The organism is Tindallia texcoconensis (genome assembly GCF_055383815.1).
This window is the reverse complement of the sequence record NZ_AP042431.1, coordinates 997,787-1,018,986: the sequence shown is the minus strand read 5'-3', so window position 1 is coordinate 1,018,986 and position 21,200 is coordinate 997,787. Positions and strand designations below refer to the sequence as shown.

The window sequence follows — 21,200 nt, the reverse complement described above, 5'->3', positions numbered from 1 at the left end:
CTTCTATTTACATATAATAGGATATTTACATATCATGAAGGGATTGGAGGGTGCTATGAACGTTATTGTATTAGATAAAACATTAAATTATGAAAATGAGATAGAAGAAGTTGATGGGCTTTTGAAGGAGATTAATGAAATTGTTGAACAATCTAATCAGGTGTTTTCTCATTTGGTGATTGATGGGAAAGCGGTTTATGAAAATCATGGCGACTTTATAGAGGGGAATATTGGGAATGTTGAGGAAATACAAGTGATGACTCTAAGCAAAGAAGCCTTTGTAAAGGAAATAATGATTTCTAAAAAAGAATACATCCACCGGGCAATGCCTGAGATGGATAAACTTGCCAATGATTTTTATGTTAGCCCCGTGGCTTCGTCTTGGCAGGGAGTTAATGATCTGACAGGAGGGCTGCTTTGGATCATAGAGTCCTACGTTTTATTGACACAAAACAAAAAACTAAAAGATACTATTGAAAACGAAGAAGCTTGGAAAGAATACCAGAAGAGTGTAGAAGGTTTAAGCACTGCAGTTCCAGACTTAGAAGAGGCTATGAATAATAAAGATCATATTTTAGTAGGGGATATTATTAGTTATGAATTGACGGAAAGCCTTGCTAGTTTAGAGGAAAAAGTGGAAATCATTATTAAGAGTCTGGATGTCTTGGAGAAAAAAGGTGAGCGATATGCTGATCAATAATGTGAATTATTTAAAGAAACATTTTCCGCAGATTTATGAACAAATTTTAGAAGTGGAAAAAGACATCGAAAATGGTGAGAGCAAGCTCAAAGTGGTAGAGGCGAAAAAAGGGAAAAATACTTTGTTGGCTAGCATACAGGGAAAAGAAGTATTTATTCATAGTAAATACGATCCCCTGAGAGAGGCAGATGCCATTCTTTTTCGATACAAAAATGTGCAGCAGACCTCTCATTTAGTTTTTTATGGAAATGGTCTAGGATATCATTTAAGAGAAATTGTTGAAAATAATCCAGGGATTAAGGTTTCTATTTACGAACCTGTACCAGAGGCATTCTATTATTTTCTCTGTGAATTTGATCTTAGCACATTAAAAAACAACACGCTTATGAATATTTATCTAGAAAACAAAGATCCGCAAAAAGCCAGAGAAGAAATAAAAAGTCTTGGAAATGATTTGACATCCTACAACATACAGAGCATTGATTTTATTACACTTCCAAGCTACGAAAGAGTATTCGAGACCAAGTTTAGAGAGTTTGCGGATATCATAAAAAAAATCATCCAGAGCAAAAGAATGGATTTAAGCGTTAACATACAATTTCAACAACGATGGGTCATCAACAGTATTAAAAACTTTAAGCATGTTTTAAACACACCTGGACTTCTTACTAATATGAAAGAGGTATTTGAGGATAAACCAGTGATTCTTGTGGCAGCAGGACCATCCTTAGAATACGAAATTGAAAATATCAAGACTATTAAGGAAGAGGGTTTGGCATTTATAGTAACCGTTGGTTCCGCCATCAACACTTTGCTTTACCATGGGATCTACCCGGATATGATGACTTCTTACGACCCTAAGGAAACGAATGTTTTTGTGTTTAGAAAGTTAATTAATGCCAAGATTCAAGATATTCCATTAGTATATGGCAGTAGTGTAGGGCACGAGCTGTTGAGAGTATACAAAGGTGGAAAGGTTCATGTATTAACAACACAGGATACAGCAGCCAACTTTTTTTTGAAAAAAAATGATGGGAAGAACATAACAGGCGTCATGGACTCGCCTTCAATTGCTGTCATCACCCTCCAAATGTTTGCCCAGTTAAATGTTTCTCAGATTGTTTTAGTCGGTCAAAACCTGGCGTTTATAGGTGATAGAGACTATGCTGGAGGGATTAGTTACAGAGAGGGTGGAAAAAGTAAAAATATTGGTAGCAAACAAAACCAAATGTTTGTTAAGGATGTTTATGGCAAAGATGTAAAAACATCTAGGATATATAGTACAATGAGAGAAGAATTAGAAAAATTCATCGCATTGTTTAAGGATACGAAGGTTGTTAACACCACAAAAGGAGGGGCGAGTATTAAAGGAGCTCCCTTTGTTGAGTTGGAAGAATTAATAAAAAAAGAGTTGATTCACAAGGTAATTGATCAAGACTGGATGGGACAGAGGAAGAAAGAAGTTCCCTATGATCTGGCATACTTAGAAGAACAGAATAGGGTGATGGAAAAGGAATTCGAGAAGTTTAAATTTAATTTAAAGAGAATAAAACACATTTTAGAGGATATGCCTAATTTGCTGAGGAATAAAAATTATCAAGAAATAGAAAAAAACTATTCGAAATTCGACAAAGAATTTAATGGAATGAATGAAAACGGTTATTTCAGAACGTTTGTACAACCGATTAATAGGGTACAGGTAAGTGTGTTAATGAATAAATACAGAGATATAAAAGTGGAAAATAACAAAAATAAAAAATGTAATAAATTTATTAGTGCAACCACAGAGTTTGTGGATAATTGCACTTCCATATCTAAAGAGATAGAGAAAGAGTATTGGTCCATGAGAGATGAAATCAAAAGTTTTGTAAAGTCAAAAAACAGGAAAGAGGCATCTAATATGAAAAAAAATTACAAGAAGCCTTATATTATTGCAGAGATTGGGTGCAATCATAAAGGGGACATGAAAATTGCTAAAGATTTAGTTAAAATTGCAGCGATCTATTGCAAGGCGGATGCTGTAAAATTTCAAAAGAGAAATAATATGGAACTGTTATCAGAAGAAGAATATAATGCCCCGCATCCAGATAAATCCAATGCTTACGCAGGAACATACGGAAAACACAGGGAATTTTTAGAATTTAACCTGGAACAGCATGAAGAATTGAAAGAATTCTGCGAAACCCTAGGGATTACCTATAGCACTTCTGTATGGGACATGACGTCGGCAAAGGAGATAGCATCCATTCATCCGGAGTTTATTAAAATTCCTTCTGCAATGAATACTCATTGGGAAATGATGGAGTGGTTATACGATCATTATGAAGGAGATATTCATATTTCTACGGGCATGACCACCAAGGATGAAATTGAAGAGATTATCAATTTCAGTATAGAAAAAGGTAGAAACAAAGAGACAATATTGTATCATTGTACTTCTGGATACCCTGTGCCCTATGAGGACATATCCTTACTAGACATAAATTTATTAAAGGATCGATATGAAGATAATGTGAAGGCCATTGGTTTTTCTGGCCATCATATTGGAACGGCGCCGGATATGGCGGCATATACTCTGGGAGCAGAATATATCGAAAGACATTATACTTTGGATCGAACATGGAAGGGAACCGACCATGCAGCATCTTTGGAACCTGAAGACATGAAAAAACTGGTAGATGGCCTGAATAGCACTTTTAAAGCGTTAACCCATAAAAGGGAAGATGTGTTAGAAATTGAAAAAGTCCAAAGAAAAAAATTAAAATATGGAAGGGAGAAAGAAAAATAAACACTAAAGGGATGGGAAGTGTGGTAAAAGAAGAGTATATCATCAAAGAAAACAAGAAAATTATAGATGCACTAAAAAAAATAGAAGATAATAAAAAGCGTTTCATCATAGTTTTGTCTGATGAAGAGAAGGTTGTAGGGACGATTACGGATGGAGATATACGGAGAGGACTTTTAGAAGGTTATGCTGTTGATGATTATATATTGGATATCATAAACAGGAAATTTTCCTATATCAATAGCAATGGACAGGAGACATTCAATGAAGTAGTAGAGTTATTCAAATCAGATAAACTTGATTTTTTGCCCATTTTAGATGAGCAACATAAGCTGATAAATATTATTACCAAGAAAAACATGCATGTTTTGCTCATTAAAGACCAGAAATTCTCAATAGATTTTGAGTTTCTGTCTCTGGATGATAGTTTATTAGAACATGAGATTTATAATAAGCCTTGGGGATTCTATAAAACAACCTTTCTAAATGATTATTCTCAATCAAAGATATTAAAACTGAATCCAGAGGCTTCTCTGAGTTTACAAGAACATAAAAAACGAGAAGAACACTGGGTGATCATTTATGGAAGAGGAAGGCTAGTTATTGGTGAGACAATTAAAGAACTCAAAGCTGGCGATTATGTCTTTATACCCAAGGGGTGCAAACATAAAATGACCAATCCTTCGAAAGACCAGTCTTTGATGATGGCGGAAGTTCAAATTGGAGAGTATTTTGGCGAGGATGATATTATAAGATACGAAGATATCTATGGGAGAGTGGATAAAAAATAGTACAATTCACTATTTATGAAGGGAAGAAGGTACAGTGGCGTGTAAGGTGAATTTCTTTTACTGGATAAAAAGAATGACAGATCTGTTGTCATTTATGTTTCTTCCATTCTACGGGTTGACACATATTGTCCCAAGGAAAAAAAACATATGGGTATTTGGAAGTAATATGGGGAAGAGTTTTGGCGACAATCCAAAATATTTCTACTTATATGTGAATCAATTGAAAGAAAAAGAAAAGATAAGACCCATATGGATTTCCGAGGAGGATGAAATAATACAAACCTTAAGGGAAAACGGTATGGAAAGTTACACCATATATTCTGTCAAGGGAGTGATATACTCCCTTGTTGCAGGAATATACATCTTCGATCATCATACAAAAGATATCACCTTCTGGCTTTCAGGAGGAGCCAAAAAAATTAATTTATTCCATGGGATTCCCCTGAAAAAAATACATGGAGACAATAAATTTGATGAAGTTAGAAACCCTCCGAACCTGGCAAAACGGCTTCGATGGTTGATTAGGAGAATTCAGAACGAAAGACCAGATCATTATTACTTAACCACCTCAGATTATGTAGGGGATATTTTTAAAAGAGCATTTCGAACCACGAAGGATAAAGAGTTGAACTGTGGATATCCCAGAAATGATGTTTTTTATACGAATGAATACTTAGGACTAAATAAAAAGCTAAGCATTAAAAACAAAGAAGTATTTCATGCTCTGGCATTAAATAAGCAAAAGGGGAAAAGAGTATTAATGTATATGCCCACCTTTAGAAACAGTGAGGATCATTTATTGAATATACTGGATTTTCAATACCTGAACCAATACCTAGAAAAAAACAATGCCTTATTACTTGTAAAAGCACACCCTATGTCTAAAATCCAAGAAAAGCTTAGCAAGATAAAACTTTCAAGCATAATGAATGTGAATGCCAAAGAGGACCCTTACATATTCTTAACTTTGTCAGATGTTTTAGTAACAGATTATTCTTCTATATATTTTGACTTTCTACTAACGAATAGACCTATTATCTTTTTCAACTACGATTTAGAAGCGTATATCAGCCAAAGTAGAGAGCTCTATTATGAATATGATCTAGTAACCCCTGGGTATAAAGCAAAAAATATGGATGAGTTGATTGAAGCGATAAGCAGAACCCTCAAGGGAGAAGATCCGTTTAAGGAACACAGAGAAGTAATAAAAAACAAAATGTTTGATTTTCATGATGGAAATGCTTCGAAGAGACTTTTTGAAAAAATAAAATCGATTACTAGAGGGGAAGCATAGAATTATGAAGAAAATACTAACATACGGAACTTTTGATTTACTTCATTATGGACATATAAATTTGCTTAAGAGGGCAAAATCAGAAGGTGACTACCTGATTGTAGGTCTTTCCACAAATGAATTTAATGAGATCAAGGGAAAGACATGTTATTTTTCTTATAATGAGAGAAGACAACTTTTGGAGTCCGTTAGATATGTTGATCTGGTCATACCGGAAAACAATTGGGATCAAAAGAAAGATGATATAAAAGAGTTTAAAATTGATATCTTTGTCATGGGGAGTGATTGGAAAGGTGAATTTGATTACTTGAAAGAGCATTGCGAGGTCAAATACTTGGAGAGAACTCCAGAGGTTTCTACAACAAGAATCAAAGAGGAGATAGGATTAAATAGAATATAAAGAGTTTAGGAGAATCGTCTTGCAAAAACTAATATCTGTTATAATTATATCATATAACAATTCGAATTATTACAAAGAATGCCTGGATTCAGTGTTTGTTCAAAATTACAAAAATATAGAACTTATATTTAGTGATGATGGTAGTGACCTATTTGATAAAAGAGGTATAGAGGACTACATAGAAAAAAACAAGACATCCAACATAATAAAGTATCATGTTTATGATAATGAGTTTAATGTAGGGACAGTTAAACATCTAAATAAGCTTATAAAAAAAGCAAAAGGAGAGTACCTGAAAATATTAGCCGTAGATGATGCGTTTTACTGTGTGAATTCTATTAGCAAGGCCATTGAAAGTTTGGAAAATTCTGATTGCAACATAGGGGTAGGGATGGTTGTGTTGTATGATGAATTCCTAAAAACGGAAAAAGGAATAAAACCATCTAAGGAAGAGATTTGTCTTATTGAAAAAGCCGAAAGGAAACAACTTCATAAAATGATTTGTGTATCTGGCGGTTTTTTGCCAGCTCCTGGTAGGTTTTATAAAAGAGAATATTTTGAAGTGTATGGCTTATATGATGAGCAGTATAGATTACTCGAAGATAAACCTTTAGTATCAAGGGCTATTAGGAGCGGTTGTAAAATACACTTTATAAATAGTAGAGTTTCAAAATATAGACTAGCTGGAATAACAAGACCAGGAAAAACAAATGAAATTCTTAAAAAAGATAGAATGCTGTTTTGTGAAAAAGAAGTGTATCCATATTGGGGAATATCAATACCTAAAAACATTAAAAAATTTATTGTATGGGGGACTAGTTCAAAATATACAGATAATAAAAGCAAACTTCAGAAAATAGGATTTGAATATTTCATTGACAGTGATAAAGGTAAAGAAGGAATAATTATTGACAAAAAAAAAGTTTATCCACCACACGTTGTTGATCAGGAAAAAAAGGATGATGTTTTTATTATTATTTGTTGTGATGCATATCTTGAAATAGGAAAATGGCTCAGTGATTTAGGTTTTATAGAAAACACCCATTATACAAATATTAATTTCATCAAAGACTCAAAAATGCATTGAGAGCTATTTTGGGGAGATTCAGTATAAAAATATTTATTGTGAGGATGGTTTGCTTAAAGTGAGAACAATACTAAACTTTAAAAAAATAGGTGATGATTCAATAGGATATTTATCTTTTTTTGAATCTAAAAAAGACATAGGGTTTGAAATTAAAAGAATATATTATACATATGATGTTCCGCTAAATACTAAAAGAGGGATGCATGCACACAAAAAATTAGATCAATTATTATGGTGCCCTTATGGAAAAATTGAAGTCGTATTAGATAATGGAGTACAAACAGAATCTGTTTTATTAGATACACCAGAAAAAGGCCTCTTAATTACTAAAGGTGTATGGAGAGATATGTACTGGAGAAAAGAAGGTTCGGTGTTATGTGTTGCAGGCTCAGAGTATTACGATCAAGATGATTATATAAGGAATTATGATGACTTCATAGAATATGTTAAGAGGGGTTATTGGAGCAATGAAAGTTAATTTCAATCAGCTAGACAGAGGGTTTGAAAAATATAAAAACGAGTATAATAATGCAGCTTTAGAAGTTTTAAAATCAGGATGGTATGTGCTAGGTAATAGGTTGAATATATTTGAGCATGATTTTTCTGAGTTTCTGGGAGTTGATTATTGTGTGGGGTTGAATTCTGGTTTGGATGCTTTAATTCTTGCTTTTAGAGCTCTTAATATTGGAATGGGTGATGAAGTAATTGTTCCTGCCAACACATATATTGCATCGGTTTTAGGAATCACCGAAAATGGAGCAACACCAGTCTTTGTTGATCCAGATGAATTCTATAATTTGAATGCTTCAGAAATAGAAGAGAAAATTACAAATAAAACAAAAGCTATTTTGATAGTCCATCTGTACGGACAAGCTGCTAATTTAGAGAGGATTAAAGAAATCGCAGATGAATATGGATTGTACTTAGTGGAAGACTGTGCTCAAAGCCATGGAGCATGCTTTGCTGGTAAAGCTACAGGCTCGTGGGGAGATATAGGGTGCTTTAGCTTTTATCCTACTAAAAACATAGGTGCATTCGGTGATGCCGGAGCCATTGTGACAAGCAATATAGATATTTTCGAAAAAGTAAAAATGTTACGAAATTATGGAAGCAAAGTTAAGTATCGAAATGAAGTTATGGGATTAAATTCTAGAATGGATGAAATACAAGCAGCCTTACTATCTGTAAAACTAAGGAAATATAATGAACTAAGAGCAGAAAGAGAAATTATAGCTAAGGAATACTTAAACAAAATAGAAAATCCTTATATAATAATGCCTAGAACTAGGGAGACAGCAGAGCATGTGTGGCATTTATTTGTGGTTAAGGTTAATGAAAGAGATGTATTCCAACAATATCTTAGTGATAGTGGAATAGCAACGCAAATTCATTATCCAATACCACCACACTTGTCTGAAGCATATAAACATCTTGGTCTGAAGGAAGGGAGTCATCCAGTTACGGAGAATTATGCTAAGCGGATTCTTAGCTTGCCACTATTTGAAGGAATGACAAAGGAAGAAATAGAGTATGTAATTTTAAAAGTCAATAGCTTTAAGCCGAAGGGGGATAATATTTAAATGTCTAAGTTAAGAGAATTGAAGATAGAAGATGCGGAGAAAATGCATGAATGCATAACAGATTCTGAGGTTTCAGGATTATTGTCACTAGGTAGATATCCGAAATCAATTGAATGTATTTATGAATTTATATCCAAGAGTCGTAAAGATGAAAAAAACATACATTTTACTATTGCGGATGCTAATGATAAGTATCTTGGGACAATTAGCTTGAAAAATATATGCTATATTGATCGGAATGCTGAATACGCTATCATCATACACAAAGATTATTGGAATAGGGGATTTGCCAGTGTTGCCACAGATCAAATTCTCGAATATGCCTTTAAGAGATTAAACTTAAATAAGGTTTACCTTAATGTCCCTTCGATTAATTTAAGAGCGAATAAGTTTTATGAAAAGTATGGTTTTGAAAAAGAGGGTGTTTTTAAAAAACACTTTTTTATAAACGGTGAGTTTGTAGATCTGTATTGGTATTGCAAATTTAATAGTGCCTCAGTAGGGGGGGCAGGAAGATGAAAGGAATAATTTTAGCGGGTGGGAGTGGTTCTAGACTATATCCAATTACAAAAGGAATGAGTAAACAGTTAATACCAATATACGATAAGCCAATGATTTACTACCCATTAAGTGTGTTGATGTTATCAAAAATCAAAGAGGTGCTTATCATTACGAATCCTGAATATTTAGAGCTTTACAAGAACTTATTAGGCGACGGTTCTGATTTGGGAATGGAGATAAAGTATATAGAGCAGGCAAATCCTAGAGGTCTTGCGGATGCGTTTATTCTAGGAGAAAAATTTATAGGCAAGGATAATGTATGCTTGGTATTAGGTGACAATATTTTTTATGGACAAGGATTTGTTCCGAAGTTAGAATCTGCATCGAAGGTGAAAGAGGGTGCAGTAATATTTGGATATTATGTAAGTAATCCTGAAGAATTTGGTGTAGTTGAGTTTGATAAGCATTATAAAGTCATATCCTTGGAAGAAAAGCCAATTGAGCCAAAAACAAATTATGCTATTCCGGGCCTTTATTACTATGATAATTCTGTAATAGATAAAGCTAAAAGGTTGGAACCTTCTAAAAGAGGTGAGATTGAAATAACTGATTTGAATAAAATGTATTTCGAAGAAAACAAACTAAAGGTTGAAGTGCTAGGAAGAGGATTCGCATGGTTAGACACAGGAACCCATGATGGATTAGCCGATGCGACAGATTTTGTTAGAACAATACAAAAGCGTACAGGTTTATATGTGGGATGTTTAGAAGAAATAGCTTATAAAAACAGATGGATTACAAAAAATAAGCTAAAATCCTTTGGTAATAATAAAAATGAATATGGCAAATACATATTAAGCCTACTTAGATAAGGCGAAGTAATTTAATAAGAGAGGCTACTATAGGGGTGGATAATTTGGATGAAGCATATATCAGTAGTGTATGATTTCATAAATAAATGTAAAACACTTGAGAACCTTGTTGGTGTAACAGAAAAAGATATAAGTAATTACTTAATGAATGAGTTAAAGAAAAAAACTGAAAACATAGCGATTTGGGGGGCAGGAGAGCATACAAATAACTTACTGAAGTTGATTAAGACAGACATAATAAGCATAAAGGGTATAATAGATTCTGACAAAAGCAAGTGCGGGAAAAAATATCATAATATAAATGTTTACTCTCCTAAACAAGCTAAAGAGTTATTGATTGATACAATAATTATTTCCTCATATAATAAAAGAAGAGAAATAGCATCGGAGATAAAGGATGTTTTCTATAACTGCAGAACCATTGACTTGTATGAAAAATTCCAATACGATTCACCGTTTTATTTTAACAAGGACTTAAAGGACAGATATAGGTTTTATATAGAAACATGTATAATAGCAGAGGAGGAGTTTAATAAATTAGGACTAGCAATTCCGGAGCACGCTTTGAATGAATTGAAAAACATAGTAAGTAATTGTAAAAATATGATAAATCGAGCTGAAATTAAGGAAAGAATCAATACAAAAAAATACTTTGCAAGTGAATATACAAATCCTATAAAAGAATTCTTACTTATAAAAAAACAACCAGAACTTCATAGGAGGGCTCTTGAAAAGGTAAAGAAAAAAGCTTTAAATGGTTTGAAGATTAAGGTAGCATTTTTTGCGACTCATGCCTCTGTGTGGAAGTATGAAGGAGTATATCGACTTCTTGATAAGGATGAAAGATTTGAACCTATTGTAGTGGTATGTCCGATTGAAAACAGTGGTAGAGATAACATGTTGGAAGAAATGGAAAGAACATATATGTACTTCAAAAAAAATCATTACAACACAATAAGGACCTACGATCAACACCGTGATGAGTACTTGGACATAAATAAAAAAGTGAATCCAGATATAATATTCTACACAAGTCCCTATAAAGGATTAATTCATGATAGTTATTTTATAATGAATTTTTTGGACCGGTTAACTTGTTATGTGCCATATGGACTATATGTTGTAAATATTAATAGAGAAATGTATGATCTTACGTTCCATAATTTACTGTGGAAAGCATTTTATCCTACGGAGACCCACGTGAGAATTGCAAAAAAGACAGCTAGAAATTGCGGGGAAAATGTTATCAACACTGGATATCCGGTATTAGATAACCTCGTTTACGGAACAAGAATAGAGGGCAAATTGTGGGAAAACAAATCTTTTAAAAGAGTTATTTGGGCGCCGCATCATTCAATTGAAAAAAAGGGATGGTTAGATTTTTCGAGTTTTTTGTATTATTGCGAAGAAATGTTAAGAATAACAGAAATGTTTAATAAAAAAGTTTTATTTGCATTTAAGCCACACCCTATTTTGAAGTCTAAACTGTACAATCATGTGAATTGGGGGAAAAGTCGGACAGACAATTATTATAAAAAATGGGATAAAGGAATTAATACATTTTTACATGATGATAATTATACGGATTTATTTAATTCATCAGATGGCCTGATATTTGATAGTGCGTCATTTACAGCAGAATACTTGGCAACAGGAAAGCCTTCTCTTTTTACATTTAGCGACAATTACAATGAAATCATACTGCAGTTGAATGATTTCGGGAAAATGGCATTAAAACATCATTATCATGGATTCAACACGAATGATATTATTAGTTTTATTGAAAACGTTTGTAATGATGAAGATTCAAAAAAACTTGAACGAAAAAAATTCTATTCTAAAGTGTTAAGATCTAATAAAAACACATCAGCATCAAATAACATATACAATGAAATTACATCATCGATATTTGCTTAAGGGTACCAAGGGTGAGTACGTAAAAGATATTCTTTGATAAAGGTAAGGTATTCTTTATTGAGAAGCTATTTGATTATCAAATAAACTGCACCGCTAAAAAATAAGTGCATAAGGGCTGTGGAACGAAACAGTCATGTTTTTTGAAATGTCAAAAAGGTGGGACTTTCAATGATATTTTTTAAAAAGAGAACGAAGGATATATAGGGAGGCATGAATATGTACTTGTATGAACTACCTGAATTAAGACACGAAGAAGGCGATAAATATATTATTTATGGAGTAAGCAGAGCAGCGTCAGATTTTTACCTCCAAATTCAAGAAAAGCATGGAAATGATTCGATCTCTTTTTTTATGGAAAGCAAACCTAAACAACAGCACTTTATGGGGAGAAAAGTAATCAACCCTGAATACTTAACTAAAAATGAAGCAAATAATTATAAATACTTGATCACTTCGAAAGAAAGTAAAAATGCAATGATTGATACATTGGTTTCTAAAGGAGTAAAAAAGCGAAACATATTAACGCGCAATGAAGATGATTGCAATTTCAAGTTACATGAAAGCATAGACGGACTAAACGAGATAAAGAGCATTTGTTTTTATCCGAAAATTGAAAGCGATAGTCAATTAAATAGCTTGATTACAAAAATTAAGTGGAATTTACCCAAAACAAAATTCATGAATGTGAAAATAAAAATATGCTCTAATCACTATGCATACTCTAGTAAAGAAGCTAATATAATTCCTGTATTGGACAAAGACATGGAAGATCACATAGTAGGAAGCGATATGATTTTGGTTTGGGATAAAGATAAACTATCAGATGAAATCATAATTAAAAACAAAATGAAAGTTTATTGTATTGACCCGAATTTTTTTTGGGCTAGAGACAGCGCATGGTCTAAACTTAGCTATTTAGGTTTATCTAAAGATGGGAAAAAGCATTTTATAGATATTTCAAAAGAAAACTACAACAGGATGCTGAAAGAAAATTCAGATAAGAAAATAGCCTATATTTTTGGAACGGGTCCGTCAATAGAAAAGGCGTTTGATTTTGATTATGAAGATGGTTTTGCAATTGTTTGTAATGGAATTGCGAACAATGAAGCAGCGTTAGACCATATAAAGCCAAAAGCCATAGCTTTGATAGATAATAAATTTTTCAATAATGATGAGTATAATATTATTTTCATGGAAAAAGCAATAGAAATGTTCAACAAGTATAAATTTTACTTTATAACAAGATTGCATAACATACCAGTTATACTAAATAGATATCCAGATATTGGAGACTATGTCATCGGCTTGGAAGAAAAAAAAGATGCTACCGAAATAAACTTTCCAACAATGAGCAATTTTTATACTAAGACGATAGTTAGCAATAATGTACTGACGAACATAATGCTTCCTGTTGCCTCTTCAGTTGCAGAGGAAGTATATATAATTGGGTGTGATGGATCGAATAATACTAAATCTAAGGAGTGGAATAATAATCACTACAGGAGGTTAGATTATTATAATTATAAAGACCAAGAAAGAATTTGCTTAAACATGCAAAAGAGTTTCTACGAAAACGGACGCGAGGCTATGAAATATAACTATTTTGATAAGCATGAAGAATACCTAGGAGATATAATTAATTATGGTGAAAAGAAAGGAAAAAAATATAGATCATTGACTGTATCGAATATTCCAGCGTTGAAAAAAAGATTGCTTTACAACGATGGATCACAAGTGTAATGACTGATAAGCAACAATTTAAGCCTATGAAACCAAGTGACTAAAACAACTTTGAGATCATCACTTAAGAGGAAAAACCAAAACCCTTTAGCCATTAAGATAAGCGTTGTGGCATGAGCCACTATTAGGCCATCTATATTAATTCGATTCTTGCTATTTTCATGGTCTCAAATAGGTTGAGTATGGGAAAAATAAAATGTGTTTCGGCTTTTCGCAGTTCATAAAAATGAAACCATGAAAATCATAACGATCCGATAAACATGCCAGAACGGAGAATTGAGAGATATCGCTTTAAGACGTCTGTTAAAGTGGTTAGCGTTGAATACATTACTTTTCATTGGTGCAATGAGGTTTATACTAGTCATGTTTTACATAAACTGGATGGAAAGAAGGAATAAAGATGCTTAATAATAAAACTATCCTTATTACAGGTGGTACTGGATCCTTTGGAAAAAAATTCATTGAAATGATTTTTGAAAATTATACACCAGAGAAAGTAATTATCTATTCTCGAGATGAATTTAAGCAGGATGCTGTGAAACGGAAATTTTCTGCACTACTCACTTTGGATCAATTTAAACGGCTCCGCTTTTTTATTGGTGATGTTCGGGATAAGGATCGTTTATATCGTGCTCTGCGCACTGTAGATTATGTGATCCATGCCGCTGCTATGAAGCAGGTACCGGCCTGCGAATATAATCCCTTTGAAGCCATTAAAACTAACATTCATGGAGCTCAAAACTTAATTGATGCTGCTTTAGACAGAGGAGTAAAAAAAGTAGTAGCTCTCTCTACAGATAAAGCCGTCAGTCCTGTAAATCTATATGGTGGCACAAAATTAGTATCGGACAAATTGTTTGTTTCTGCTAACGCTTATTCAGGTCAGGAGGGAACTCGTTTTTCTGTGGTTCGTTATGGTAATGTTGCTGGTAGTCGTGGATCTGTCATTCCTTTTTTTAAAAAGCTCATTGAGGAAGGCTGTACTGAGCTTCCAATCACACATATGGAAATGACGCGTTTTTGGATAACTCTGGAAGAGGGCGTAGATCTGGTGTTTAAAGCGCTCGAAGAATTTAAGGGAGGCGAAACTTATATATCAAAGATACCATCCTTTAGAATTGCAGATTTAGCCCAAGCTATGGCACCAAAAGCTATCTTGAAAGAAGTGGGAATCCGTGAAGGGGAAAAAATTCATGAAGTTATGGTTTCTAGAGACGATTCTCGTCACACCTATGAATATGAGGATCATTATATTATTTATCCGCATACCGAATGGTGGAAGAGTGAGCGGCATTTTACTCACGGAGGAAAGTTAGTTAAGAATGGATTTAAATACAGTTCCCATAAAAATGATCAATGGTTATCCGCTCAACAGCTTCAGGAAAAGTTATTAAAGCTCAATTTAGAAGAATAGAAAAGGACAGGAGGGAAACGATGAGTCAACTGGCGATACATGGTGAAAAACCAGTACGAAGCACGAAACTTCCCTACGGGAAACAGAAGATTGAACAAGCAGATATCGATGCTGTAGTGCAGGTGTTACAATCAGATTTACTCACGACTGGTCCGGCAGTAGTCGCCTTTGAAGAAGCCGTGGCAGATTACGTTGGTGCTAACTATGCGGTGGCTTTTGCGAATGGAACCGCCGCCCTCCATGCAGCATGTTTTGCAGCAGATATCCAACCAGGAGATGAAGTCATTACTTCCCCGTTGACCTTTGCTGCTTCTGCCAATTGTGTTTTATATCAAAGAGGCGTACCGGTATTCGCTGATATCGACGAAACCACCTGGAACATCGACCCGATAGAAATAGAAAAAAAAATAACACCTAAAACCAAGGCGATCATTCCTGTGGATTTTACAGGCAAGCCGGTAGAAATGGATGAAATCAATGAAATAGCAAAAAAACACAGCCTCATAGTGATACAGGATTCTGCCCATGCATTGGGCGCCATTTACAATAATCAAAAGGTTGGATCCATCGCTGATATGACGGAATTTAGCTTTCATCCAGTAAAACATATCACTACTGGTGAAGGCGGAATGATTACCACTAACCGAAAAGATCTTTATGAAAAACTAAAGCGTTTTGTTACTCATGGGATCACCCGTGACCCATCTCAAATGTCAGAAAACCAAGGACCTTGGTTTTATCAACAGTTAGACCTGGGATATAATTATCGGATTACCGACATTCAATGTACTCTGGGCATCAGTCAATTAAGCCGTATGGATGAAAATTTGAAAAGAAGGCATGAAATTGTAGCTCAGTATCAGGACGCTTTCGGTTCAATGGAAGGAGTCAGCATTCCTCAAATCGAGAATCTGAAGGATTCAGCCTGGCATCTGTATATTCTGAAGCTCAACCTTGAAGAATTGGCAACGGATCGCAAAGTGATTTACGAAGCCCTTCAGGCAGAAAACATCGGCGTCAATGTCCATTATATTCCAGTGTACTGGCATCCATACTATCAGCAGTTGGGATACGAAAAAGGACTTTGTCCAAAGGCGGAAGCTCTCTATGAGCAAATCATCACATTGCCACTCTTTTCTGCAATGTCAGATGAGGATGTTCTGAATGTAGTGGAAGCAATCAAAAAAGTAATTAGCTTTTATAGGAAGTGTTTTTAATAAGAATGTTTTCTAGGATGCCAGTGCTATGTAGCGATTTGAACAGGAGAATGCATATGGGTAAAATTGTAGTTATTATTCAAGCTAGAATGGGTTCCACACGGCTGCCGGGTAAGGTTATGATGAAATTGTGCGGTAAGACTGTCTTAGCCCATGTGATTGGGCGTGTAAGCCAAAGTCAGTCAATTGATGAAATTGTGATTGCCACAACAACAAACAGCCAGGATGATGTGATTGTAACAGAAGGAAAAAAGACTGGAGTTAAAGTGTTCCGAGGCAGCGAGGACAATGTTCTGGAGAGGTATTATTTAGCAGCTAAGGAACATGAAGCAAATATTGTCGTTAGAATAACATCAGATTGCCCTCTGATAGATCCGCAAGTTATAGAGAAAATGTTGTGGATTTACAGTTCATCGCGCAGCGATTTTGTCACAAATGCTGGACCTATTAGCACAAAAAGAACTTTCCCTAGAGGTCTTGATGTGGAAGTGTTTTCCAATGAACTACTCACAGAAGCTTTTCAGAAGTCTGTGACAGAATACCAAAAAGAACATGTAACACCCTATATGTATGAGAATCGAACGCCGCAATACTTTTTTTGCGAAAAAGACTACTCGAGTTTGAGATTAACAGTGGACGTGGAAGAGGATTTAATGGTGGTAAGGGAAATCTATAAAAGACTATACCGGACAAACTCCAGATTTTCACTTACAGATATTCTAGACGTATGCATACGTGAACCATGGATTATGAGGTTGAATGAGAACGTTAAGCAAAAGAATGATTAGTTTGTAATGAATAGAATAGGATTGGAGAGGTTAGTCATGTCAAGAAAGAATGAGCAAGAGCGTTTCTGGGAAGGTGAGTTCGGGGATGAGTATACTGATAGAAATGGAAGTTCTACTTCGGAGCGAATTAGCTCTAGAATAGCCATGTTTTCAAAAGTAATGCGAAATACTTACGGAGTATGTTCTGCGTTGGAATTTGGTGCAAACGTGGGTCTAAATTTAAGAGCGCTGAGGTCCTTAATTCCTTCTATCGAATTATCTGCAGTAGAGATCAATAACGAAGCTGTCAAGAGTCTTTATGCCATGAAGGAAGTGAACGTATATGATATGTCTATTCTTGATTATATTCCTGACTATCAAAGGGATTTTGTTTTCACAAAAGGTGTACTTATACATATATCTCCGTATGATTTGACGGAGGTTTATGAGAAAATGTACAACTCAACAAAGAAGTATATATGCATAGGGGAGTACTATAGTCCTAGCCCGGTAGAACTTACCTACCGGGGACAAACTGGAAAGCTTTTCAAAAGAGACTTTGCAGGAGAAATGTTGGACATATATCCCGATCTGCAGCTAATAGATTATGGATTTGTTTATCATAGGGATAACTATTTTAAACAAGATGACATAACTTGGTTTCTATTAGAGAAAAGAAAGTAATTTCATTACTTATTTGGAGGTTATAAAATGGATAATGCATGGATATCATGGCAGGAATTGGATAGGCTTTTAGCAGAAAAAGACCTAATCCTGTTCGGAGCAGGTCACCCTGTTCGTTACACATTGAACAAAACCGGTAAATCCCCCCTGATGATCGCAGATAACAACCAGGACAAGCATAACACCACTTTTTATGATGTTATTATCAAAGAACCCAAAGAGTTACTTCCCCATAAAGAAACTTCCGTCATACTCATCACAACCCCCCTTTTTGAAAGCGTGGCAAAACAACTGGATGAAATGGGGTTTGAAGCGGGAAAACATTATTTTTGCTCTCCGGCATTAAATAATTTTCAAAAGATAAATGAGCTAAAATCCGTGAACCAAACAATCCTTTTTACCTGCGGCGACACGCCGGACCCGGGAAGCGATACAAGCGGAGGAGGTCTTTACAAATTCAACTTTGAAACAAAAGAATTAGAAAAACTGTACAACGGGAAATTTCATGAGCTTGTCAAAATGAGTGATAAGTATTACATTGTTGACGAAATAGAGGGTATCATTGTATTGGATTCGACGTTTAAGGTAGTAAATAAATTCAAGATACTTCCATGGGCAGTTCCTCATGGTCTAGCTGCAGATGAAGAAAAAAAGGTTCTTTACATTGCTAACACAGGAATTGATTCGATCACAGTGATGGATGCTGAAACTGGCACACATATTGAAGAAATTCATGTATCTGATGACATGCGTCAATATCAGCTTGATCGCCATCATATCAATGATTTGTGTTTAAACGGAAAACATCTATACATCTCAATGTTTTCCTTCAGCGGCCTGTGGGAAAAAGGTTGTTATGATGGAGGTATTGCACAACTGGACCTGGACAAAAAGAAAATCATAAGTTATCCAGTTGAGGACAAATGGATGCCCCATTCCATTATGTTTATCAACGGTGAGCTGACTTATGCTGAAAGCATGACGGGCACTGTGTTTAAGACAAGCAAGAAAAAACTGTTTGAATCCAACGGATTTATACGTGGGATTGCCTATGACGGTAGGTATTTTTATATTGGTCAAAGCGAACACAGGTACTTAGATAGAATGGCTGGAATCAGTCACAATATACAGATCAACTGTGGAATTCATGTTTTTGATGAAACAACAAAGGCAAATCGCTTTTATAGCTTTGATGCTATGAAAAACATACATAGCATCATGGTATTATAAGTTTAGACAAGTAGTAATGAATAAGGGGGCTCGAGAAATGAAATACTGTAAAAGATGCTTACAGCCAGATACACGACCAGATATCCGCTTTGATGAAAAGGGGGTTTGCTATGCGTGTCTCTATGAAGATAAAAAGAAAACAATTGATTGGTCAATTCGAGAAAGAGAAATTCAGAGCATTGCACAATGGGCGAAAGATCAGTATGCTGAATACGATTGTGTGGTGGGGGTAAGCGGTGGAAAAGACAGCACGTTTCAAGCTTTTTATGCAAAAGAAAAGTTAGGGTTGAATGTTCTGTTGGTGAACTGTGAACCTGATCAAATAACGGAAATCGGGAAGCACAACATTGAAAACCTGATCAACCACGGGTTTGATATCATAAAAATAAGGCCGAACCCGAAGGTGCTTAAAGCATTAACAAAAGACGCCTTCTATAAATATGGAAACCCCATCAAACCATCTGAATACCCCTTGTGGACGTCGGCCTATCGAATTGCATTGAAATTTGGAATTCCGCTGATTATTCAAGGTGAAAACGCTGCACTGACCCTGGGGCTGGAAAATGGTTTAGGGGCAGATGGAAATGCACTAAACGTTAACAAAGGCAATACATTGGCGGGCGGTAATGCCAAAGATTTACTTATAGACGGCATAACTGAAAAAGAGCTATATTGGTATCAGTTTCCGTTGGAAGAAGAATTTGAACAGAAAAACTTAAAGGCTATTTATTTGCAGTATTACGCAAAAGAATGGTCCCAAGTGAGTAATGCAGACTTTGCTATCTCTAAGGGACTTAAGGGGAGGACCGAAGAAAGTCTTCATGAAATTGGTCGCTACAGAAGATACAGTGCCCTTGATTCTGACATGCAGATGGTTAATCAAATGCTAAAATATTTTAAATTTGGATTTGGATTTGCTACGGATGAAGCTTGTTATGATATTCGAGAAGGTAGGATTTCTAGGAAGGATGCAGTTTGGCTCGTCGAACAATATGATGGCAAGTGTGCAGATCGATACATCGAAGAGTTTTGTGACTATATTGAGATTAGCATTGAAGAATTTTGGAGAGTTGCGGAGGACTATGTTAACAAAAAATTATTCAGAAAAGGGGACTGTAAGATTAAGTGGATCCCTAAGTTTAAGGTAGGGTATGATTATGATTAAGAATAAAAGAGGTTTTAATGACGAGAACAAAAAAACGATGAGTTTAAGCGAAAATGAAATTAGGCCTAAAGAATTGATGGAAGAGCAACGAAGTTATTATTTGAAGGACATTGAAAAATTGATTTCTAAAAAAAATGAATTTAAGCGAGTTAACTGCCCGGCATGTGGTTGCAATACCAGCCTAACTGTGTACGAAAAATTTGGGTTTACCTACGAAGCTTGCAAAGCATGTAAAACAGTGTACACTGATCCGAGACCGACACCATGCATGCTGGAAGAATATTATTCTCACTCAGAGAACTACCAGTTCTGGGCGAAACATATTTTTCCTGCAACAGAATTGACACGAAAAGAAAAAGTGTTTCAGCCAAGGGTAAATGAAATAATAAGAATCTGCAAGGAAAATAATATGATAAACCCCTCTTTGTTGGAAGTGGGAGCTGGGTTTGGTACATTTTGTGAACTAGCAGAAAAATCAGAGTTTTTTAGCTCGGTAACAGCTGTGGAACCAGTACCTGAATTAGCTGAGATTTGCCGGAAAAAAGGTATTGAAGTTTTGGAAAAGCCTATTGAATCAGTGTCGGAGATAGGCCTTGCAATAGATATTGTTGTAAGTTTTGAAGTATTGGAGCATCTGTTTGACCCTAAAGAATTTATTGCTAAATGTTTCAGAGTACTTCGACCGGGAGGGTTGTTGTTAATAACGTGCCCAAATGGGTTTGGGTTTGACATTTTAGAACTGGGTGAAAAGTCAGATGCAGTAGATCCAGAACACTTAAACTATTTCAATCCAGAATCCATTTCACTTTTTTTAGAAACTCATGGATTCCATGTTCAAAATATTTTCACACCAGGAAAACTGGATGCGGACATCGTGAGAAATAAAATCCTGAAAGGAGAACATCACATTGATAATAGGTCCTTTGCATATCATGTACTGGTGGATCGATGGGATGAGTTGGGTGATGGATTTCAGGATTTTTTAGCAAAAAATAAATTGTCTTCTCATATGTGGGCAATAGCAATCAAAAAGTAGCAAATGCACCTTGAAAAGGA

The 21,200-nt window shown here is 35.0% G+C and carries 19 protein-coding genes; all 19 read left to right on the top strand.

Annotation, left to right across the window (positions count from 1 at the left end; all coding sequences use genetic code 11):
- Positions 1 to 55: 55 nt before the first annotated feature.
- The 19 genes from ACZ47N_RS04755 (at position 56) to ACZ47N_RS04665 (ending at position 21,180) form a co-directional block, all read left to right on the top strand.
- Positions 56 to 700, top strand: coding sequence for a hypothetical protein (locus tag ACZ47N_RS04755; RefSeq protein WP_464887990.1), 645 nt, complete (start codon positions 56 to 58; stop codon positions 698 to 700).
- On the top strand, positions 687 to 3,488 hold the full coding sequence (locus ACZ47N_RS04750; RefSeq protein WP_464888412.1) for an N-acetylneuraminate synthase family protein: 2,802 nt from the start codon (positions 687 to 689) through the stop codon (positions 3,486 to 3,488). Before ACZ47N_RS04755 ends, ACZ47N_RS04750 begins: the two co-directional genes overlap by 14 nt.
- 20 nt (positions 3,489 to 3,508) lie before the next feature.
- A complete protein-coding gene (locus tag ACZ47N_RS04745) occupies positions 3,509 to 4,276 on the top strand; it encodes a CBS domain-containing protein (protein WP_464887989.1) in 768 nt (255 codons plus the stop codon).
- Positions 4,277 to 4,349: 73 nt separating this feature from the next.
- Positions 4,350 to 5,570 carry a CDP-glycerol glycerophosphotransferase family protein gene (locus ACZ47N_RS04740; protein WP_464887988.1) on the top strand — a complete coding sequence of 407 codons (1,221 nt, stop codon included), beginning with the start codon at positions 4,350 to 4,352 and terminating at the stop codon, positions 5,568 to 5,570.
- Positions 5,571 to 5,574: 4 nt separating this feature from the next.
- Positions 5,575 to 5,970 (top strand): glycerol-3-phosphate cytidylyltransferase, encoded by a 396-nt coding sequence (gene tagD / locus ACZ47N_RS04735; protein WP_464887987.1) that lies wholly within the window; start codon positions 5,575 to 5,577, stop codon positions 5,968 to 5,970.
- A gap of 19 nt (positions 5,971 to 5,989) precedes the next feature.
- Entirely contained in the window at positions 5,990 to 7,057 is a 1,068-nt protein-coding gene (locus tag ACZ47N_RS04730; RefSeq protein WP_464887986.1) for a glycosyltransferase, read from the top strand.
- 58 nt (positions 7,058 to 7,115) lie between these two features.
- The gene (locus tag ACZ47N_RS04725; protein ID WP_464887985.1) at positions 7,116 to 7,535 is read left to right on the top strand and encodes a sugar 3,4-ketoisomerase; all 420 of its coding nucleotides are present in this window, start codon (positions 7,116 to 7,118) and stop codon (positions 7,533 to 7,535) included.
- Positions 7,525 to 8,637, top strand: coding sequence for a DegT/DnrJ/EryC1/StrS family aminotransferase (locus ACZ47N_RS04720; protein ID WP_464887984.1), 1,113 nt, complete (start codon positions 7,525 to 7,527; stop codon positions 8,635 to 8,637). Before ACZ47N_RS04725 ends, ACZ47N_RS04720 begins: the two co-directional genes overlap by 11 nt.
- Entirely contained in the window at positions 8,638 to 9,156 is a 519-nt protein-coding gene (locus ACZ47N_RS04715) for a GNAT family N-acetyltransferase (protein ID WP_464887983.1), read from the top strand.
- Positions 9,153 to 10,010, top strand: a complete 858-nt coding sequence (rfbA, locus tag ACZ47N_RS04710; RefSeq protein WP_464887982.1) for a glucose-1-phosphate thymidylyltransferase RfbA — start codon at positions 9,153 to 9,155, stop codon at positions 10,008 to 10,010. Before ACZ47N_RS04715 ends, rfbA begins: the two co-directional genes overlap by 4 nt.
- A 48-nt stretch (positions 10,011 to 10,058) precedes the next feature.
- Positions 10,059 to 11,927 carry a hypothetical protein gene (locus tag ACZ47N_RS04705; RefSeq protein ID WP_464887981.1) on the top strand — a complete coding sequence of 623 codons (1,869 nt, stop codon included), beginning with the start codon at positions 10,059 to 10,061 and terminating at the stop codon, positions 11,925 to 11,927.
- Between the two features lie 216 nt (positions 11,928 to 12,143).
- Positions 12,144 to 13,667, top strand: a complete 1,524-nt coding sequence (locus ACZ47N_RS04700; protein ID WP_464887980.1) for a hypothetical protein — start codon at positions 12,144 to 12,146, stop codon at positions 13,665 to 13,667.
- 400 nt (positions 13,668 to 14,067) lie between these two features.
- Positions 14,068 to 15,081 (top strand): UDP-N-acetylglucosamine 4,6-dehydratase (inverting), encoded by a 1,014-nt coding sequence (gene pseB / locus ACZ47N_RS04695; RefSeq protein WP_464887979.1) that lies wholly within the window; start codon positions 14,068 to 14,070, stop codon positions 15,079 to 15,081.
- Positions 15,082 to 15,101: 20 nt separating this feature from the next.
- Positions 15,102 to 16,298 (top strand): UDP-4-amino-4,6-dideoxy-N-acetyl-beta-L-altrosamine transaminase, encoded by a 1,197-nt coding sequence (pseC, locus tag ACZ47N_RS04690; RefSeq protein ID WP_464887978.1) that lies wholly within the window; start codon positions 15,102 to 15,104, stop codon positions 16,296 to 16,298.
- A 56-nt stretch (positions 16,299 to 16,354) separates the two neighbouring features.
- Positions 16,355 to 17,086: a cytidylyltransferase domain-containing protein gene (locus tag ACZ47N_RS04685; RefSeq protein ID WP_464887977.1), complete on the top strand. Its 732-nt coding sequence runs from the start codon at positions 16,355 to 16,357 to the stop codon at positions 17,084 to 17,086.
- A gap of 36 nt (positions 17,087 to 17,122) precedes the next feature.
- Positions 17,123 to 17,749 (top strand): pseudaminic acid biosynthesis-associated methylase, encoded by a 627-nt coding sequence (locus ACZ47N_RS04680; RefSeq protein WP_464887976.1) that lies wholly within the window; start codon positions 17,123 to 17,125, stop codon positions 17,747 to 17,749.
- Positions 17,750 to 17,776: 27 nt separating this feature from the next.
- Positions 17,777 to 18,979, top strand: coding sequence for a YncE family protein (locus ACZ47N_RS04675; RefSeq protein ID WP_464887975.1), 1,203 nt, complete (start codon positions 17,777 to 17,779; stop codon positions 18,977 to 18,979).
- A 37-nt stretch (positions 18,980 to 19,016) separates the two neighbouring features.
- Positions 19,017 to 20,144: an N-acetyl sugar amidotransferase gene (locus ACZ47N_RS04670; protein ID WP_464887974.1), complete on the top strand. Its 1,128-nt coding sequence runs from the start codon at positions 19,017 to 19,019 to the stop codon at positions 20,142 to 20,144.
- Positions 20,137 to 21,180, top strand: a complete 1,044-nt coding sequence (locus tag ACZ47N_RS04665) for a class I SAM-dependent methyltransferase (RefSeq protein ID WP_464887973.1) — start codon at positions 20,137 to 20,139, stop codon at positions 21,178 to 21,180. Before ACZ47N_RS04670 ends, ACZ47N_RS04665 begins: the two co-directional genes overlap by 8 nt.
- Positions 21,181 to 21,200 lie beyond the last annotated feature (20 nt).

Coding starts and splice junctions, on each gene's coding strand:
- ACZ47N_RS04755 (WP_464887990.1), top strand. CDS start 56: ATGAACGTTATTGTATTAGATAAAACATTAAATTATGAAAATGAGATA.
- ACZ47N_RS04750 (WP_464888412.1), top strand. CDS start 687: ATGCTGATCAATAATGTGAATTATTTAAAGAAACATTTTCCGCAGATT.
- ACZ47N_RS04740 (WP_464887988.1), top strand. CDS start 4,350: ATGACAGATCTGTTGTCATTTATGTTTCTTCCATTCTACGGGTTGACA.
- tagD (WP_464887987.1), top strand. CDS start 5,575: ATGAAGAAAATACTAACATACGGAACTTTTGATTTACTTCATTATGGA.
- ACZ47N_RS04720 (WP_464887984.1), top strand. CDS start 7,525: ATGAAAGTTAATTTCAATCAGCTAGACAGAGGGTTTGAAAAATATAAA.
- ACZ47N_RS04715 (WP_464887983.1), top strand. CDS start 8,638: ATGTCTAAGTTAAGAGAATTGAAGATAGAAGATGCGGAGAAAATGCAT.
- rfbA (WP_464887982.1), top strand. CDS start 9,153: ATGAAAGGAATAATTTTAGCGGGTGGGAGTGGTTCTAGACTATATCCA.
- ACZ47N_RS04705 (WP_464887981.1), top strand. CDS start 10,059: ATGAAGCATATATCAGTAGTGTATGATTTCATAAATAAATGTAAAACA.
- ACZ47N_RS04700 (WP_464887980.1), top strand. CDS start 12,144: ATGTACTTGTATGAACTACCTGAATTAAGACACGAAGAAGGCGATAAA.
- pseB (WP_464887979.1), top strand. CDS start 14,068: ATGCTTAATAATAAAACTATCCTTATTACAGGTGGTACTGGATCCTTT.
- pseC (WP_464887978.1), top strand. CDS start 15,102: ATGAGTCAACTGGCGATACATGGTGAAAAACCAGTACGAAGCACGAAA.
- ACZ47N_RS04685 (WP_464887977.1), top strand. CDS start 16,355: ATGGGTAAAATTGTAGTTATTATTCAAGCTAGAATGGGTTCCACACGG.
- ACZ47N_RS04680 (WP_464887976.1), top strand. CDS start 17,123: ATGTCAAGAAAGAATGAGCAAGAGCGTTTCTGGGAAGGTGAGTTCGGG.
- ACZ47N_RS04675 (WP_464887975.1), top strand. CDS start 17,777: ATGGATAATGCATGGATATCATGGCAGGAATTGGATAGGCTTTTAGCA.
- ACZ47N_RS04670 (WP_464887974.1), top strand. CDS start 19,017: ATGAAATACTGTAAAAGATGCTTACAGCCAGATACACGACCAGATATC.
- ACZ47N_RS04665 (WP_464887973.1), top strand. CDS start 20,137: ATGATTAAGAATAAAAGAGGTTTTAATGACGAGAACAAAAAAACGATG.